The organism is Kitasatospora sp. NPDC056138 (assembly GCF_042264695.1).
Classification (GTDB): Bacteria; Actinomycetota; Actinomycetes; order Streptomycetales; family Streptomycetaceae; genus Kitasatospora.
Genome location: NZ_JBHJVK010000072.1, coordinates 26,099 through 43,414 on the forward strand (window position 1 = coordinate 26,099; position 17,316 = coordinate 43,414).

At 72.1% G+C, this 17,316-nt stretch carries 11 protein-coding genes; 7 read left to right on the forward strand and 4 right to left on the reverse strand.

Annotated elements, in window-relative coordinates; translation table 11 throughout:
• Nucleotides 1-160 precede the first annotated feature (160 nt).
• The 4 genes from serA (at nt 161) to ACFC1R_RS31790 (ending at nt 6,680) form a co-directional block, all read left to right on the forward strand.
• On the forward strand, nt 161-1,747 hold the full coding sequence (gene serA, locus ACFC1R_RS31775) for a phosphoglycerate dehydrogenase (protein WP_375944566.1): 1,587 nt from the start codon (nt 161-163) through the stop codon (nt 1,745-1,747).
• A 143-nt stretch (nt 1,748-1,890) separates the two neighbouring features.
• Nucleotides 1,891-2,514, forward strand: coding sequence for an LURP-one-related/scramblase family protein (locus tag ACFC1R_RS31780; RefSeq protein WP_052681827.1), 624 nt, complete (start codon nt 1,891-1,893; stop codon nt 2,512-2,514).
• Between the two features lie 341 nt (nt 2,515-2,855).
• Nucleotides 2,856-3,011 carry a hypothetical protein gene (locus tag ACFC1R_RS31785; protein WP_375944542.1) on the forward strand — a complete coding sequence of 52 codons (156 nt, stop codon included), beginning with the start codon at nt 2,856-2,858 and terminating at the stop codon, nt 3,009-3,011.
• A 204-nt stretch (nt 3,012-3,215) separates the two neighbouring features.
• Entirely contained in the window at nt 3,216-6,680 is a 3,465-nt protein-coding gene (locus ACFC1R_RS31790) for a S8 family serine peptidase (RefSeq protein ID WP_375944544.1), read from the forward strand.
• Here ACFC1R_RS31790 and ACFC1R_RS31795 read toward each other — a convergent pair.
• From ACFC1R_RS31795 to ACFC1R_RS31810, 4 genes are all read right to left on the reverse strand, one after another.
• On the reverse strand, nt 6,621-7,082 hold the full coding sequence (locus ACFC1R_RS31795; protein ID WP_375944546.1) for a GtrA family protein: 462 nt from the start codon (nt 7,080-7,082) through the stop codon (nt 6,621-6,623). The two genes, ACFC1R_RS31790 and ACFC1R_RS31795, sit on opposite strands and share 60 nt — an antisense overlap.
• Entirely contained in the window at nt 7,079-8,053 is a 975-nt protein-coding gene (locus ACFC1R_RS31800; RefSeq protein WP_375944548.1) for a glycosyltransferase family 2 protein, read from the reverse strand. The genes ACFC1R_RS31795 and ACFC1R_RS31800 overlap by 4 nt, the downstream gene beginning before the upstream one ends.
• A 63-nt stretch (nt 8,054-8,116) precedes the next feature.
• Nucleotides 8,117-10,651 carry a YfhO family protein gene (locus tag ACFC1R_RS31805; protein ID WP_375944550.1) on the reverse strand — a complete coding sequence of 845 codons (2,535 nt, stop codon included), beginning with the start codon at nt 10,649-10,651 and terminating at the stop codon, nt 8,117-8,119.
• Nucleotides 10,652-10,727: 76 nt separating this feature from the next.
• Nucleotides 10,728-12,809, reverse strand: coding sequence for a PIG-L family deacetylase (locus tag ACFC1R_RS31810; protein ID WP_375944551.1), 2,082 nt, complete (start codon nt 12,807-12,809; stop codon nt 10,728-10,730).
• Between the two features lie 156 nt (nt 12,810-12,965).
• On the opposite strand from ACFC1R_RS31810, the gene ACFC1R_RS31815 reads away from it, so the two are divergent.
• From ACFC1R_RS31815 to cimA, 3 genes are all read left to right on the forward strand, one after another.
• Nucleotides 12,966-14,003, forward strand: a complete 1,038-nt coding sequence (locus ACFC1R_RS31815) for a 3-isopropylmalate dehydrogenase (protein ID WP_375944553.1) — start codon at nt 12,966-12,968, stop codon at nt 14,001-14,003.
• Between the two features lie 143 nt (nt 14,004-14,146).
• Nucleotides 14,147-15,259 carry a branched-chain amino acid aminotransferase gene (locus ACFC1R_RS31820; protein ID WP_375944555.1) on the forward strand — a complete coding sequence of 371 codons (1,113 nt, stop codon included), beginning with the start codon at nt 14,147-14,149 and terminating at the stop codon, nt 15,257-15,259.
• A 404-nt stretch (nt 15,260-15,663) separates the two neighbouring features.
• Nucleotides 15,664-17,274, forward strand: coding sequence for a citramalate synthase (cimA, locus tag ACFC1R_RS31825; protein WP_375944557.1), 1,611 nt, complete (start codon nt 15,664-15,666; stop codon nt 17,272-17,274).
• Nucleotides 17,275-17,316 lie beyond the last annotated feature (42 nt).

A 17,316-nucleotide genomic window follows, 5' to 3' on the forward strand; every position in this document is an offset into this window, starting at 1 on the left:
AGCAGCCCGGCGCCCAGCCCGTCGATAGACTTCCGAGTGCGCGTCAGGCCCACAGCGTCGTGCGTCTAGCTACGCGGCATGCCACCTTCCCCTCGACCGGGCACGCCACCTCCGTGCCGGGGGAACCGGACAGTTAAGGACACACACTGTCGTGAGCACTGTGACATCTAAGAGCGCTGTCGTACTGATCGCCGAAGAGCTGTCCCCCGCCACCGTCGACGCACTGGGCCCGGACTTCGAGATCCGCCACTGCAACGGCGGGGACCGCACCGAACTGCTGACCGCCATCGCGGACGTGGACGCCATCCTGATCCGCAGTGCCACCAGGGTGGACGCCGAGGCGCTGGCCGCGGCCAAGAAGCTCAAGGTCGTCGCCCGCGCCGGGGTCGGCCTGGACAACGTGGACGTCTCCGCCGCCACCAAGGCCGGCGTGATGGTCGTCAACGCCCCGACCTCCAACATCGTCACCGCCGCGGAACTCGCCTGCGGCCTGCTGATCTCCGTCGCCCGCAACATCGCGCCGGCCAACGCCGCGCTGAAGCAGGGCGAGTGGAAGCGCAACAAGTACACCGGCGTCGAACTCTCCGAGAAGGTGCTCGGCGTGGTCGGCCTCGGCCGGATCGGCGTGCTGGTCGCCCAGCGGATGTCCGCCTTCGGGATGAAGATCGTCGCGTACGACCCCTACATCCAGGCCGCCCGCGCCGCCCAGATGGGCGTCAAGCTGGTCACCCTCGAAGAGCTGCTCCAGGTCTCGGACTTCATCACGGTCCACCTGCCCAAGACCCCGGAGACCATCGGCCTGATCGGCGACGAGGCGCTGCACAAGGTCAAGCCGACCGTCCGCATCGTCAACGCCGCGCGCGGCGGCATCGTGGACGAGGCCGCGCTGGTCAGCGCGCTGCGTGACGGCCGGGTGGCCGGGGCCGGCCTGGACGTCTACGCCAAGGAGCCGTGCACCGACTCGCCGCTGTTCGCCTTCGACAACGTGGTGGCCACCCCGCACCTCGGCGCCTCCACCGACGAGGCGCAGGAGAAGGCCGGCATCGCGGTGGCCAGGTCGGTCCGCCTCGCGCTGGCCGGCGAGCTGGTGCCGGACGCGGTCAACGTCCAGGGCGGCGTGATCGCCGAGGACGTCCGCCCGGGCCTGCCGCTGGCCGAGAAGCTGGGCCGGATCTTCACCGCACTGGCCGGCGAGGTGGCCGTCCGGCTCGACGTCGAGGTGCGCGGCGAGATCACCCAGCACGACGTCAAGGTGCTCGAACTCTCCGCGCTGAAGGGCGTGTTCGAGGACGTCGTGGCGGAGACGGTGTCCTACGTCAACGCCCCGCTGTTCGCCCAGGAGCGCGGCGTGGAGGTCCGGCTGACCACCTCCAGCGAGAGCCCCGAGCACCGCAACGTGATCACCGTGCGCGGCACCCTGGCCGACGGCAGCGAGACCGCCATCTCCGGCACGCTGTCCGGCCCGAAGCAGACCCAGAAGATCGTCGGCGTGGACGCCTTCGACGTGGACGTGGCGCTCACCGACCACATGGCCTTCTTCAAGTACGAGGATCGCCCCGGCGTGGTCGGCACCCTCGGCCGGATCCTCGGCGACGCCGGGATCAACATCGCGGGCATGCAGGTCGCCCGGGACGGCGGCTGCGCGCTGGCCTCGATCACCGTGGACAGCGAGGTGTCCCAGGAGGTGCTGGCCGAGATCTCCGGTGCGATCGGCGCGCGGTTCGCGCGGTCGGTCAACCTCGGCTGACACCCGTTCGGCTGGTTACTTTTCGACGGCCCTCTCCGACTGTTGTGCTGATTGTGCAACAGGACCGGGGAGGGCTGTCGGCTTCTCAGGGACGGCCTCTACAGTCATGTCGAACGATCGCACCACCCAGAGGGGAATCCCACATGAGCGACGGTTTCGGTGGCCTGTTCGGCATCGCCCAGCAGCTGCTCGGCGGCGCGCCGCAGCAGGGCCACGGGGAGCAGCACGACAACTTCCTGCAGGGCCTGAGCCAGCGGCTGCTGGACGGCCACGAGCCGGTGCAGAACGGTGTGACCTACGAGATCGACGAGAAGTTCTTCTCGCCCACCCACGACTTCTGGATCAAGCGCGGCGGTGAGCGCGTCTTCCAGGTCGACGAGCGGATGTTCAGCTTCAGCGGCGTCATCGCCCTGCAGGACGTGGACGGCAACGAGCTCTACCGGATCTCCGAGAAGATCATGACGCTCCGCGACATCCGCTACATCCAGCGTGGTGAGCAGCGGATCGCGACCGTCAAGAAGGCCCTGTTCTCGCCGCTGGTCTACAAGTTCACCGTGACCTTCGAGAACGGTGCCGAGCTGCACGTCACCGGCAACATCACCGACCACCAGTACGCCATCACCTACGGCGAGCAGGAGGTCGCGCACATCGACCGCAAGTGGTCGCTGCTGAGCGAGCACTACGGCGTCACCATCGTCCCGGGTCAGGACGACGCGCTGCTGCTCACCATCGCGGCCTGCGCCGAGGCCATGGTGCTGGACGACTGATCCACCGCCCGTCGGCAAGGGGTCGGACCGCCACGGTCCGGCCCCTTGCGCGTGCTCCGGGTGAACGCCGTCTCAGATACTAGGAAATCCAACTATTCGTGCAGACAGCGCCCGCCCGCCGTCGTACCGTGAAAGAGCCGCACGAGCAGCCGCCCCCGACAAGCGGGGAGCGTGGCCCGTGCGCGCCGTACGCGGACCGGCAGGCGATCCCTGTCCGGCGCGTGCCGTCCCGTAGCCCGCCGCCACCCTTCCAGCGGCGTGCCGCGCGGGGCTCCCTCCTTCCTGAGACCTCCCGAACCCCCGGCACGCCGGTGCGCGTGCCCCTGCCCGAGGAGCCCGGTATGCCCCCCATCGCAGACCGCCACGCCACCCCGACCGACTCCGTCCGCCCGCCGCGCCGCCGGCGCCGCGCGGAGCCCGACCCGCACGCCGCCGCCGCGCTCCAGCGCGCCCTGGACCGCCGTGACAACGGCGGCGTCACCGGCCACCTCGGCTGAGACACGCCGACCCGGCCCCCGGGGTTGGGCCGAAAGCCTGACAGCGCATCACTCACAGGAGTGCACTCCCTCCCCGAACGAGGGAGTTCGTCCACTCCCTTCGGCGCGATGATCGTAATTTGAGCGCTCCGGAGGGGTGATCGACGTCCGCACGGCGCGGGCGGCAGCGAGATCTGTCCGCCCCTGCCGGGGAAGGACGGTTCTGTGCGCACCCCACCAGCTCTCCGCCGACACCCCTTCGCCCGGGACCAGCGCCGAAGGGGGCTGACCGGGCTGGGAGCCGCCCTCGCCGTCCTGGCGGGCTGTGTCGGGCTCGTCGCCACGCCGCCGGCCGGTGCGGCCGCCGGGGCAGGTCGGGCGGTCGGCCGGGCCGAACCGCCGCAGCGCGTCCTGCTGGAGCTCGACACCGAACCCGCGGCCGCCGCCTGGCGCCGGGCCGAGAGCTCGGCGCGGCGGGCCGGGCGCTCGCCGGCCCAGGTCCGCCGGGCCGCCGCCGAGGCCGGGGCCGGGCAGCGCCGCCGCGCCGACCGGGCGCTTGACCGGTTGGGCGGTGCCGTCCGCCGGGCCGCCCCCGGTGCCCGCGAGCTCTACCGCACGCACACCCTGCTCACCGGCATCGCGGTGACCGCGCCGCCCGCCCAGCTGGCCGCGCTGCGGCGGCTGCCCGGGGTCAGGGCGGTCCATCCGATCACCCTCAAGCAGCGCTCCAACGGGTACTCCGTCCCGCTCACCGGCGCGCCCGTGCTCTGGTCGGGCACCGCCGGGCTGCCGGGCAACACCGGCGAGGGGGTGCGGGTCGGCATCATCGACTCCGGCATCGACTACACCCACGCGGACTTCGGCGGTCCGGGCACCGAGCAGGCGTTCCGCTCGGTGGACGGCGCCAAGCCCGCCCCCGCCGGACTCTTCCCCAGCGCCAAGGTGGTCGGCGGCAAGGACCTGGTCGGCGACGACTACGACCCCGACCCCTCCTCCGGCCACCCGCAGCCCGTGCCGCACCCCGACGGCAACCCGATCGACTGCGCCGCCAACGGCCACGGCACCCATGTCGCCGGCACTGCCGCGGGCTTCGGTGTCACCTCGGCAGGAGGCACCTACCGCGGCCCCTACCGGCCGGGCCTCGACCCGGCGGGGTTCAAGGTCGGCCCCGGTGCGGCCCCCGGCGCCAAGCTGTACGCGATCCGGGTCTTCGGCTGCGAGGGCTCCACCGACCAGCTCGCCCAGGCCCTCGACATCGCCGCCGACCCCGACGGGACCGGCGACCTGGCGGACCGGCTGGACGTGGTCAACCTCTCCCTCGGCGACCGCTTCGGCGGCCCGGACGACGCCGACGCGATCGCCGCCGACCGGCTGGCCGGGCTCGGGACGGTGGTGGTCGCCGCGATCGGCAACGAGGGCGACGTGTACGGCGTCGGCGGCAGCCCGGGCACCGCCGCGCGCTCCGTTGCGGTGGCCGCCTCGGTGGACCCGCACGGTGACGCGGACGGTGTCCGGGTGCTCGCCCCGCAGGCCCTGGCCGGGCTGGTCCCGGCGCACTGGAGCGCCAAGTACTCCGGCTGGTCCACCCAGGAGGTCGAGGGGGAACTCGCGCTGCCCGCCGACCGGTCGGACGGCTGCACACCGTTCGGTGCGGCCGACGCCGAACGGCTGCGCGGCAAGGTCGCCGTGCTGTCCTGGCGGACCAAGGACGCCGACCGGGCCTGCGGCTCCGCGCTGCGGGCGGACCACGCGGCGGCGGCCGGCGCAGTCGGTGCGCTCCTCGCCGCCGACGGCGACCACCTCGGCGAACTCGCCGGTGACGACCGGATCCCGGTCGCGATCCTGGCGAAGGAGGACGGCGACCGGCTGGTCCGGGCTGTGGCCGCCGGTCCGGTCAGGGTCCAACTGGCCACCAGGGGAAACCCGTTGCACGGCGCGGTCGCCCAGGACCAGCCGCAGCGCGCCGACACCCTCACCTCCTTCACCTCGCGCGGCATCGGCCTGCCGGGCCTGGTGAAGCCGGACCTCGCGGCGCCCGGCGAGACCATCTGGTCGGCCAAGGCGGGCAGTGGCAGCGGCGGCATGCGCGAGGACGGCACCTCGATGGCCACCCCGCACATCGCCGGGCTCGCCGCCCTGGTCCGCGCCGCCCACCCCGGCTGGACCGCGGCCGAGGTCAAGGCGGCGCTGATGAACACCGCGGGCGACACCTGGCCGGGTGACAACCGCACCGGCCCGGTGTACGGGCCCGAGCGCGCGGGTGCCGGACGGGTCCGGGTGGACCAGGCCGTGCGGACGCCCGCGGTGGCGTACGCGGCGGGGGAGGGGGCGGTGGAGGGCGCGGTCGGCGTCTCCTTCGGTCCGGTGCCCGTGACCGGCCCGACCTCGCTCCGCCGGGAGGTGGAGATCCGCAACTTCGCGGCCCGCCCGGTCGACTACGCCACCGGTTACCAGTCGTCCACCGAAGTCCCCGGCGCGGCATTCGAGGTGACGCCGCGTCAGGTCACGGTGCCGGCCGGGGGGAGCGCCAGGGTCACCGTCACGCTGCACGTTCCCGGACAGCTGGGGCGGGCCCCCGACCCCACCCTCGACCTGCTCCAGGCGGGCCGGGCCCGCAGCTACCGGGCCGAGCTCTCCGGGCGGCTGCTGCTCACCCCCGCCGACGGGCAGCTGCCCGCGCTGCGGGTACCGCTGTTCGCCGCGCCGCGCCCGGCCTCCGAGCTGTCCGCCGGGGCGCAGGTCCGCGCCTCGCAGTCCAGCACCCTGCTGACCCTGAACGGCGGCGCCGCCCCCGTCGAGGGCGGTGGTGGCCTGGTCAGTGCCTTCACCTTCGGCGCAGCGGGCACCCGCTGGCCCACCTGCCCGGACGGGGCCGCGGACGCCCTGCACCAGGAGGGCGGGCAGGCGCCGGGCGCCAAGGATGCGGGGCCGTGCGTCACCAGCGACAGTGACCGGGCGGCCGACCTGAGGTACGCCGGTGCGGCCACGGACGCCGCCGCGGCCGGCGGCGGCCCGTTCCCGTTCCCGCTTCCGCTGCCCGTGGCCTCGCCGGCGGCCGCGCCCGGCGGCCCGGCCGGTGATCAGGAGCCGTTGCGCGGCACGCTCTACCTGGCCGCGGCCTTCTGGGCCCCGGCGGCCACCCCGGTCGGCAACTTCGCGGTCCGGGCCTCGCTGGACACCGACGGGGACGGCGTCACCGATGCGGTCGTGGCCGCCGACCGGCTGCCCGGCAGCGACGTCCTGGTGGCCCGCACCCTGGACGCCAGGACCGGCGAGGAGCTGGACGTCCAGCCGCTGAACGCCCGTTGGGGCGACACCGACACCGGCCTGCTGGACAGTGACGCGGTGGTGCTGCCGGTCCGGCTGGCCGCGCTGCCCAGGCTGAAGCGGGGCGCCGCGGGGATCCGCTACGGACTGTGGACCGGCTTCACCGCCGGCGGCCTGCCCAGTGCGCTGGACGCGCTCTCCTCGATCGGCATGGACGGCGGGAAGCCGACCCTGGGCATCGACGTGCTGCACCCGGCACTGGACGTCCGCAGCGGGGTCGGCGGCCCTGCCGCACTCCTGGCACAGGAGCGGCCGGGCGGGGTGCTGGAGCTGCGCCGCACCGCGGGCGACCGCTCCAGGCTGCTACTTGTCCACCACCTCAACCGGGACGGCAGCCGCGTTCAGCTGGTCGACCCGCGCTGAGCCGCCCTGACCGGCCGGGGCGGGCTCCCCGGCCCGCCCGGTCAGGATGATCTTCGACAGTACGAAGGTGATCGGGATCGCGACCACTGAAGCCACCAGTGGCGCGATCCTGCTGTCCAGGTGCAGCCACTGGACCAGGGCGACCACCCCGAAGCTCTGCACCAGGTAGTTGGTGATGTTGGGCAGCGGGAAGAGCAGGAACTTCTTCCAGGTCGGCCTGGTCCGGTAGGTGAAGTAGGTGTGCAGGAAGAACGAGCCGACCATGCTGAGCAGGAAGGCCGCGGTGAACGCCGCGAAGTACGGTATGAAGGGGTGGAGCGCGAGGTAGATCAGGTAGAAGGTCGCGGTGTTCGCGGCGCCGACCAGCCCGAATCTGACGATCTGCCAGAGCTGCGGCTTCACCGCTCCTCCTCCTGGGAGCCCCGGTAGCCCTCGGCCTTGAAGGTCGCCCGGGGTGCGTTGGTCTCCTTGACCAGGAAGTGCGGGCGGCGCTTGGTCTCGTAGTAGATCCGGCCGATGTACTCGCCGATCAGTCCGAGCATCACCATCTGCAGACCGCCGAGGCCGACGATGGCCACGATCAGGGTGACGTAGCCGGGTGAGTCGATGCCGTCGACCAGGGCCACTCCGGTGATCCACGCCGCGTACAGCGCTGCCAGGCCGACCAGGGCGAGGCCGAGGTAGATGGCGATCCGCAGCGGGCGGTTGTTGAAGGAGATCAGGCCGTCCATGCCGTAGTTCAGCAGGGCGCCGAACCGCCACTTGGTCTCGCCGGCCTCGCGGGCCACGTTCTTGTAGTCGAAGGTGACGGTGTCGAAGCCGATCCAGGAGAACAGGCCCTTGGAGAAGCGGTTGTACTCCGGCAGTGAGAGCAGCGCGTCCACGGCCTTGCGGGAGAGCAGCCGGAAGTCGCCGACGCCGTCCTCGATCTCGACGTCCACCCACTTGTTGATCAGCTGGTAGTAGAGCCGGCTGACGGCGCTGCGGACGGCCCTGTCGCCCTCGCGGGTGCGGCGGGCGATCACCTGGTCGTGGCCGCGGTCGTAGAGCTCCAGCATCCGCTCGATCAGCTCCGGCGGGTGCTGGAGGTCGGCGTCCATCAGCACGACCGCGTCGCCGGTGGCCTCGCGGAGGCCGGCCAGCATGCCGGCCTCCTTGCCGAAGTTGCGGCTGAAGGACACGTACCGGGTGCTGCCGGGGTGCTCGGCGGCCAGCTTGCGCAGGTGCTCCAGGGTGTGGTCGCTGCTGCCGTCGTCCACGTAGCAGAGCTCGTAGTCGATCGGCAGTTCGTCCAGGCTGGCACGGATCGACTTGTCGAAGAGATCGATCACGTCTTCTTCGTTGTAGCAGGGGACAACGACCGACAGTCGCACGGGCTCACCTCCGGTAGTGGGCACTCAGGGCGGCTGATCGCACGACCACATTTGTCCCGATAATCACGTAGATGGTACCGGGGTGACCGACCCGTCCGCGTGGTGCCTGCGCCGCAGCCTAGCGGTGACGGACACCCCGACCAGGACCGCGAGGCCGACCCCGCCGACCGCCAGGCCGACCGCCAGGCCGGGAGTGCGGTAGGTGCAGGAGAACCGCGAGGCACCGCTGCCGAGCGGCACCCCGATCATCCCGAGGACGGACTGCGCGCTCCGCTCGGCGCCGCCGTCCACCGAGCACTGCCAACCGGTGACGGCGGGCACCGAGACCAGCGCGGTGCCGCTCGACCCGGCGGGCAGCTCGGCACTCAGGGTGTGCCCGCCCGAGCTGACCTCCGTGGCGCCCTTGAGCCCGCCGAGCGCCCTGGTGAGCGCGGCCTGGTCGAAGCAGCCGATCGGCGCGGCCGGGATCTGGGCGGCAGCCGGGGTGCGCAGCTGTACCCGGACCCTGCCGTCCGCGCCGACCGGGCCGAGCTCCCTGATCGGCATGGCGGTCATCGACTGCCTGCCGTAGCTCTCGTACTTGGCGCCCATGCCCATCACCGTGCCGTTGAACCACGGCCCGTAGAAGAACGCGGTGGTGCCGGGGGTGCAGCTGCCGGTGAAGGTGGTCCAGGCGCTGCCCCTGGGCGTGGCCGGGACGGACCAGCCGCTGTTGCCGTGCAGGGTCGGCCGGGGCCCGGCGGTCGGGGTCAGCTGCGGGATCTCGTACACCTTGGCGCCCAGCAGGGACTCCTGGCGGGACCAGACCGAGCTGGTGTCCAGCCTGACCGAGGGGTGCACGGTGACCAGCGGTGCGGCGGCGGCCTGCTTGGCGGTGAAGCCGTTCGGGTCCGAGCTGCTGTCCAGGTAGGTGGTGACGCCGAACAGGGCCCGGCCCACCGGGTCGGCCGGGCTGAGCGTGTGCCGGCCCTGGATGAACCAGCCCGCGCCGAGGTCGTGCAGCAGTTCGGCGGTGGTGGCCGGGATGTAGCTGCTGTAGTACGAGCCGCCCTCGCCGGCCAGCAGCATCGGGTCGTTGGAGGCGAACTCGTGCGGGCCCGGGTCGGTACGGGTCGCGGGCCAGTCGTCGTGCTGCCTGAGCACGTCGTACGCGGCCAGGCTCGGCCCGCCGATGGTGGGCCGGGGGGAGAAGAACGGCAGCTTGTCGCGGATCACTGTGGCCGAGTACGTGGACAGGGTGGTCCCGGCCACCACCCCGCAGGCGAGCACCAGGACGGCGAGCCGCCCCACCCGGCGGTCGCCGTGCCAGCGGTCGAGGGCCCAGAGGGCGGCGAGGGCGAGGGCGCCGCCCGCGCCGACCAGCACCCAGGTCGCCGCGTAGACCGAGCTCCGGTCGTGCCCGACCAGGGCGACCAGGGCGACCAGTCCGGCGCCGCCGAGCAGGGCGAACAGGTCGGGGCGGCGGGAGAGCGAGACCCAGGCCGCCATCGTCAGCATCCCGCTGAGCACGAAGGCGGCCCGGTAGGGGCTGCCGTTGGGGATCGCCAGACCGTGCCAGAGCAGGATGGTCGGCTCCCAGACGAAGCTGAGTGCGACCAGCAGGAGCAGCACGTACCAGACCACCCGCTCGCGCACGCCCACCCGCCGGTTGAACGGCAGCGAGGCGACCAGCAGGAGTCCGAGCATGCCGATGAAGATGTTCGGCACGCTCAGGCCGGAGCGGCCGCCGGGCAGCAGCTGGGCGAGGTAGTCGGTGAGTCCGGGCGGGCCGCCGTAGGTGGCCAGCGGCGCGGGCTGGGAGGACTTGCTGGCCTTGAGGCCGACGAACATGACCGGTGCGGTCAGCAGCACCCCGGTCACGACCATGCCGGCCGCCCGGCCGAGCACCAGCAGCCGGGCCCGCACCGGGCGGTCGTCGGCCAGCACCACCCGCACCAGCAGCACCAGTCCGGCGCCGATGGTGGCCATCGCGCCGGTGTAGAAGTTCCCGGCCCAGGCGACGGCCACGAAGAGCGTGCCCAGCACCCACCGGCGGCCGGCCAGGCACCAGTCGCAGGCGATCCCGACCAGCGGCAGCGAGACCAGGCCCCACATCCACATCGGGTCGGGGGAGCCGTCGTTCAGCACCCAGGCGCAGACCCCGTACCCGACGCCCAGCAGCGCGCGCAGCCACGGCGAACCGGGGTGCAGGCGCCCGAGGAAGTACGTCATCACGGCCGCACCGAGGCCGATGCTGAGCAGGGTGACCAGGAAGACCGGGAAGTTCACCGCGTCGCGCGGGAAGAGCCCGACCAGCCAGGAGAACGGGTTCATCAGGTAGGTGAAGAAGTCCGCCAGGAACGGCGCGCCGAAGCCGCTGTTCCAGTTGAAGACCAGGTCACCGGTGGTGTTCCCGTGCTGGAGGTCCCACAGGTGGGCGTGGAAGGGGACGAACTGGTTGCCCAGGTCGTTCACGGCCCGCGAGCGGGCGCCGAACGGGTACGTCCCGCGGATCGCCATCGCCAGGCAGTACGCGCCCATCGAGAGGACGGCCGCCAGCGCGGCCGCGCCGAGCTCCGGACTTCTCAGACGTCGGGCGAGGGCGGTGCTCCGGCTCACGGGGTGCGGCTCCTGCCTCGTGCGGGTCGTCTCGATCGATCTGGTCGAGCATAAGCGGCCTTACCGCACGGTCCTCTCAGGGAGCCAGGCTCCACGGACCGAACGGTTCCTCCGCGGCCGAGCGCCGGGCGACGTAGAGCATGCCGTCGCAGCCCACGGCGACGACGACCGGGAGGCCGTCCCGGTCGGTGGTGACCGAGGGGGCACCGGCCAGCAGCGGCCCGGAGTGCTGCCACCCCTGGACCGTGCCGAGGGCGACCCGGCCCTTGCCGTCCCGGACCGCGAGTACGTCCGCGCCGGCCGCGACACGGCCGAAACCACCCGGAGGGGTGGTTTCGGCGACGACCTTCCAGGTGTCGAACGTCGGTTCGTGCTCGGCGGTCAGCACCTTGGCCGACTTGGGCTCACGGAAGTGCAGCCGCAGCCTGCCGTCCTTGCCCAGCAGGGCGGTGATCGGTCCGCCCGGAACGGGCAGGCCGGTCGGCGCGGCCGGGCGCAGCGGCCCGCCCGGGGTGTCGCTCATCCAGTGCGCGACGCCCTTGCCGCCCGCGAAGACGTGGGTCAGGCCGTTCGCGTCGAGGACCGCGCCGATGCCGTCCAGCACGCCCTGGCCGACCCCGGGCGGCAGCGGCAGGGCGTTCCAGCCGCCGTCCAGCACCCGGACGGCGACGGTGCCCGCGAAGGTGCGGGCGAAGACCTGCACACCGCCGTCCGGGCGGGCCAGGGCGACCGGGTAGCCGAACTCCATCGACTTCACCGCGTCGTCGCCGTCCGGTGCCCCGAGGCTCTCCCAGGGGCTGAAGGGCTGTTCGCCGGGGCCGTCGGAGTTCTGCACGCAGGTGACGATCTCCCGGCGGTGGTCCTGCGGGGTGTACCCGAGCACCGTGCGCACGCCGAACAGCCGCAGCAGCCCGTCGGCCTGGCGGATCACCTGCAGCTGGCCCTCCAGGCCGTCACCGGCGATGCGCTGCGGGCCGTGCCAGCCCTTGGCGTCCTCGAACCAGTACGCGGCCGCCCCGTTGAGCAGGGTGAAGGCCATCAGCCGGCCGGCGCCGGTCTGCTGGATCCACTGGCCGCTGCCCGCGGCGCGGTAGCGGGTGCTCTGCGCCCAGCCGTTGCGCAGCGCGCCCTTGCCGACCTTGCGGTCGCCGCAGCCCGCGGGGTCGCCGCAGTCCCGGTTGTCCGCCCATCCGTAGGTGTCGATCAGCCGCGCCTTGCGCTGCACGGTCGGCAGGTCGAGGTTGGCCGGCAGCTCGGCGTTGACGTAGCCGAGGTAGCTCTCCACCGTCGCGGCCCTGCCGCTGCCGTCGCCCCAGTGCTTGGCGAGTGCCGCCTGGGCGAAGTACGCGGAGTAGGTGTGGTCCTGGTGGTCGAGGTAGAGCAGGCCCTGCGGTCTTGGCGGCGCCTTCACGGCGTGGTCCGGGTTGGGGTCGAGGGTGCGGACCACGGTGGGGCGGAAGTGGTCCAGGATGTTCACCAGGGTGTCCACCAGCTGCTCACGGGTGTACGTGGCCTGGGCGGGCAGGCCGCTGCGGGCCGGCGGCAGGGTGGATATCCGCTGCTCCTGGCCCAGCCACAGGCCGCGCAGGCTGTCCGCCCTGGGGGTGCTCACCGCGCGGGCCTCCACCAGTGCGGGGAATATCAGCTGCACGTGGGGAGCGGCCTTCAGGGTGTGCTGCTCGACGGCCAGTCCGTCCTGGTAGCTGACCAGCGCCACCTCCCACGGACTGTTCTCGTCGCCGGTCGCCATCACGGCGTACGAGGCGGCGAGCCCGTTGATCCGGGCCCTGGTGTACCCGGCCCGGTCCGCGGGGACGTGCTGGTGGCCCGCCTCGCTGTGCAGCACGTTGCGCCCGTCCGACTCGCCGTCGGTCAGGCAGACCGTGACGCAGGCGGCGCCGGTCGCGACGGCCTGGTCGAGGTCGGGATTCATGAAGTAGAGGTTGTCGTCCGGGTGGGCGATCACATGGACGAAGGACATCCGCTCCGAACTGCCGGCGATGCCGCTGGCCTGGATCGTCTCCGGCGGCGGCTGGGTGCTGCGGGACTTCGGTGACGTGGAGCGGGTGGCCTCCCACAGTCCGTAGCCGGATGCGGGCACTGCCACCATCCCGCCGGCCAGCCATAGTGCACGGCGCCGGCTGATGGGATTGACCATCTGTGATCCCCCGTGAAGAAACCATGAACTCTGGATGGATATTACCGGTTACGCCCGCTTCGTTCGAAACTGCGTACCACCGCCGGCGCGACACGCGACGTCCGAATAGTGGACATGCAGGTGTCACGAACTGGGACGCGGAGTAGGGTCCGTGGCATGTCTCGCACCCTTCGTCTCGCAGTGATCCCCGGTGACGGCATCGGCCAGGAAGTGGTGGCCGAGGGCCTCAAGGTGCTTGCCGCCGCCCTCCCCTCCGAGGTCGAGGTGGAGACCACCGAGTACGACCTCGGCGCCAGGTTCTACCACCGCACCGGCGAGACCCTGCCGGACGGCGTGCTGGCCGAACTGAAGACCCACGACGCCATTCTGCTCGGTGCCATCGGCGACCCCAGCGTCCCCTCCGGAGTGCTGGAGCGCGGTCTGCTGCTCAAGCTGCGCTTCGCCTTCGACCACCACATCAACCTGCGCCCCGGCAAGCTCCTCCCGGGCGTCGACGGCCCGCTGGCGGGCCGTCCCGAGATCGACTTCGTGGTCGTCCGCGAGGGCACCGAGGGCCCGTACGTCGGCAACGGCGGCACCCTGCGCGCCGGCACCGAGCACGAGGTCGCCACCGAGGTCAGCCTCAACACCGCGTACGGCATCGAGCGGGTGGTCCGCGACGCCTACCGCAGGGCGGCCGCGCGGCCGCGCAAGAAGCTCACCCTGGTCCACAAGAACAACGTGCTGGTCCACGCCGGACACCTGTGGAGCCGGATCTTCCAGCAGGTCGGCCAGGAGTTCCCCGAGGTCACCACCGACTACCTGCACGTCGACGCGGCGACGATCTTCTTCGTCACCCAGCCCGAGCGCTTCGACGTCATCGTGACCGACAACCTCTTCGGCGACATCCTCACCGACCTCGCCGCGGCGATCACCGGTGGCATCGGCCTGGCCGCGAGCGGGAACATCAACCCGACCGGCGAGTTCCCGTCGATGTTCGAGCCGGTCCACGGCTCGGCCCCGGACATCGCCGGACAGGGCAAGGCCGACCCGACCGCCACCGTGCTGTCGGTCGCCATGCTGCTGGAGCACCTCGGTTTCACCGCCGAGGCGGCGAAGGTCGAGGCCGCCGTCGCGGCCGACCTGGCCGGGCGCACCGGCACCAGGACCACCTCCCAGGTCGGCGACGCGCTCGCCGCCCGAGTATCCGGCTGACGGGCCGGAGCACATATCGGAGCAGCTTGCCAGCTGTTCGGCACGGCCCTCTGGATGCGAGTATCGACAGTGGGCCGTGCCGTCGTGTGTTCGAACACCGGTGGCGGGGCCCGGACCAACCCCACGGTGAAGGACAGACAGACATGAGTACGCCCACCCAGGCGCCCATCACGTTCGAGCTCAAGCCCTCCGCGCACCCGCTGTCCGATGCGGAGCGGCAGGCCCGGCTGGCCGGCCCCGGCTTCGGCCGCGTCTTCACCGACCACATGGTCACCATCCGCTGGACCGAGGGGCGCGGCTGGCACGACGCCCAGCTGACGCCGTACGCGCCGCTGGAGATCGACCCGGCCAACATGACCCTGCACTACGGGCAGTCGATCTTCGAGGGCCTCAAGGCCTACCGGCAGCAGGACGGGTCCATCGCAACCTTCCGGCCGACCGCCAACGCCGAGCGCTTCCAGGCCTCGGCCCGTCGGCTGGCCATGCCCGAGCTGCCGGTCGAGACCTTCGTCGAGGCCGTCGAGCTGCTGGTCCAGCAGGAGCAGGCGTGGGTGCCCAACGAGCCCGAGCAGAGCCTCTACCTGCGGCCGTTCATGTTCGCCACCGAGGTCGGCCTGGGGGTCCGTCCGGCCAACGAGTACCTCTTCATGATCATCGCCTCCCCGGCCGGCGCCTACTTCCCCGGCGGCGTCAAGCCGGTCTCGGTCTGGCTCTCCGAGGAGTACGTCCGCGCCGCGCCCGGTGGCACCGGCGCCGCCAAGTGCGCCGGCAACTACGCCGCCTCGCTGGTCGCCCAGGCCCAGGCCGCCGAGAAGGGCTGCGACCAGGTCGTCTGGCTCGACGCCGCCGAGCACCGGTGGATCGAGGAGATGGGCGGGATGAACCTGTACTTCGTCTTCGGCGAGGGCAAGGACGCGAAGATCGTCACCCCCGAGCTCTCCGGCGCCCTGCTGCCCGGCATCACCCGTGACTCGCTGCTGCGGATGGCGGCCGACCTCGGCTACGCCGTCGAGGAGCGGAAGATCTCCACCGACGAGTGGAAGCAGGGCAACGCCGACGGCACCCTCACCGAGGTCTTCGCCTGCGGCACCGCCGCCGTCATCACCCCGGTCGGCTCGGTCAAGTCCGCCCGCGCCGACTGGACCGTCGGCAAGGGCGAGCCCGGCGAGATCACCATGGAGCTGCGCCGGACCCTGCTCGCCGTCCAGAGCGGTCGGATCCCGGACACCCACGGCTGGCTGCACCGGATCGTCTGATCTGCGGCCGCGTCCCGCCGGGCGTCCCGTCCCGGTGGGACGGTCGGCGCCGCCCGCGCTGCTCGGCCGACCCGCCGGTCCGTTTCGCATCGCGAGACGGACCGGCCGGATCCCGGATGGTGTGCAAGACTCCGGACGTGTCCTCGCTCTCGCTGATTATTGGCAGCAGGCGCGCCGGTCCGCAGTGACCGCTCCGCAGTGACCCGTCTGCACGGAGCGATCACCGTGTCCAGACCCGCGCGCAGACCTCTCGCACCCGCGAGGGGTCTTTTTGTTTCCCCGGACCGGCCGGGGCCCCCACGAGGGGCTCTGCGACACCGGGAGCGCGCGGGATGGTGGACAGTGGAGCCGGAGAATCCGGCAAAACGACAAGAAGTACTCCCGGAAACGGAGAACGCAGGGTCATGACCGAGGCCAGTAGCCGCCCCAACGACAGCTTCCACGTCTTCGACACCACGCTGCGCGACGGTGCCCAGCGCGAGGGGATCAACCTCACCGTCGCCGACAAGCTGACCATCGCCCGGCACCTGGACGAGTTCGGCGTCGGCTTCATCGAGGGCGGCTGGCCGGGCGCCAACCCGCGTGACACCGAGTTCTTCGCCCGTGCCGCCGCCGAACTCGACCTCAGGAACGCCGAGCTGGTCGCCTTCGGCGCCACCCGCCGGGCCGGCGGCAAGGCCGCCGAGGACCCCCAGCTGGCCGCCCTGGTCAACTCCGGCGCCTCCGTGATCACGCTGGTCGCCAAGGCCCACGACCGCCACGTCGAGCTGGCGCTGCGCACCACCCTGGACGAGAACCTGGAGATGGTCCGGGACAGCGTGGAGTACCTGCGCTCCCGGGGCTGCCGGGTGTTCATCGACTGCGAGCACTTCTTCGACGGCTACCGCGCCAACCGCGAGTACGCCCTCGCGGTGGTCCGCACCGCCCACCAGGCCGGAGCCGACGTGGTCGTCCTCTGCGACACCAACGGCGGGATGCTGCCCGCGGGCGTCCGCGAGACCGTCGCCGACGTCCTGGAGCAGACCGGCGCCCGGCTCGGCGTCCACGCCCAGGACGACACCGGCTGCGCCGTCGCCAACACGCTGGCCGCGGTGGACGCCGGGGCGACCCACGTCCAGTGCACCGCGAACGGCTACGGCGAGCGGGTCGGCAACGCCAACCTCTTCCCGGTGGTCGGCGCGCTGGAGCTCAAGTACGACCGGCGCGTCCTGCCCGAGGGCCGGCTGGCCGAGATGACCCGGATCTCGCACGCCATCGCGGAGGTCGTCAACCTCACGCCCTCCACCCACCAGCCCTACGTCGGCCTCTCCGCCTTCGCCCACAAGGCCGGGCTGCACGCCTCCGCGATCAAGGTCGACCCGGACCTCTACCAGCACATCGACCCCGAACTGGTCGGCAACACGATGCGGATGCTGGTCTCCGACATGGCCGGCCGGGCCTCGGTGGAGCTCAAGGGCAAGGAGCTCGGCTACGACCTCTCCGCCGACCGGGACCTGGTCGGCCGGGTGGTCGCCAAGGTCAAGGAGCAGGAGAACCTCGGCTACACCTACGAGGCCGCCGACGCCTCCTTCGAACTGCTGCTCAGGGACGAGGCCAAGGGCCGCCGGGAGCGCTTCTTCACCCTGGAGTCCTGGCGGACCATCAGCGAGCAGCTGACGGACGGCAACGCGGGCAACGAGGCCACGGTCAAGCTCTGGGCCAAGGGCGAGCGCCGGATCGCCACCGGTGAGGGCAACGGCCCGGTGGACGCGTTGGACAAGGCGCTGCGCACGGCACTCGAGCACATCTACCCGCAGCTGGCCCGGATGGAGCTGGTGGACTACAAGGTCCGCATCCTGGAGGGCCAGCACGGGACGGGTTCCAAGACCCGGGTGCTGATCGAGTCCGGCGACGCCACGTCGACGTGGTCCACGGTCGGTGTCGCCGACAACGTGATCGCCGCCTCCTGGCGGGCACTCGAGGACGCGTACACCTACGGTCTGCTGCGGGCCGGGCTCGACCCCGCGGAGAGCTGACGGGACCACCGGAGCGGCCCGTGGATCGGATGATCCACGGGC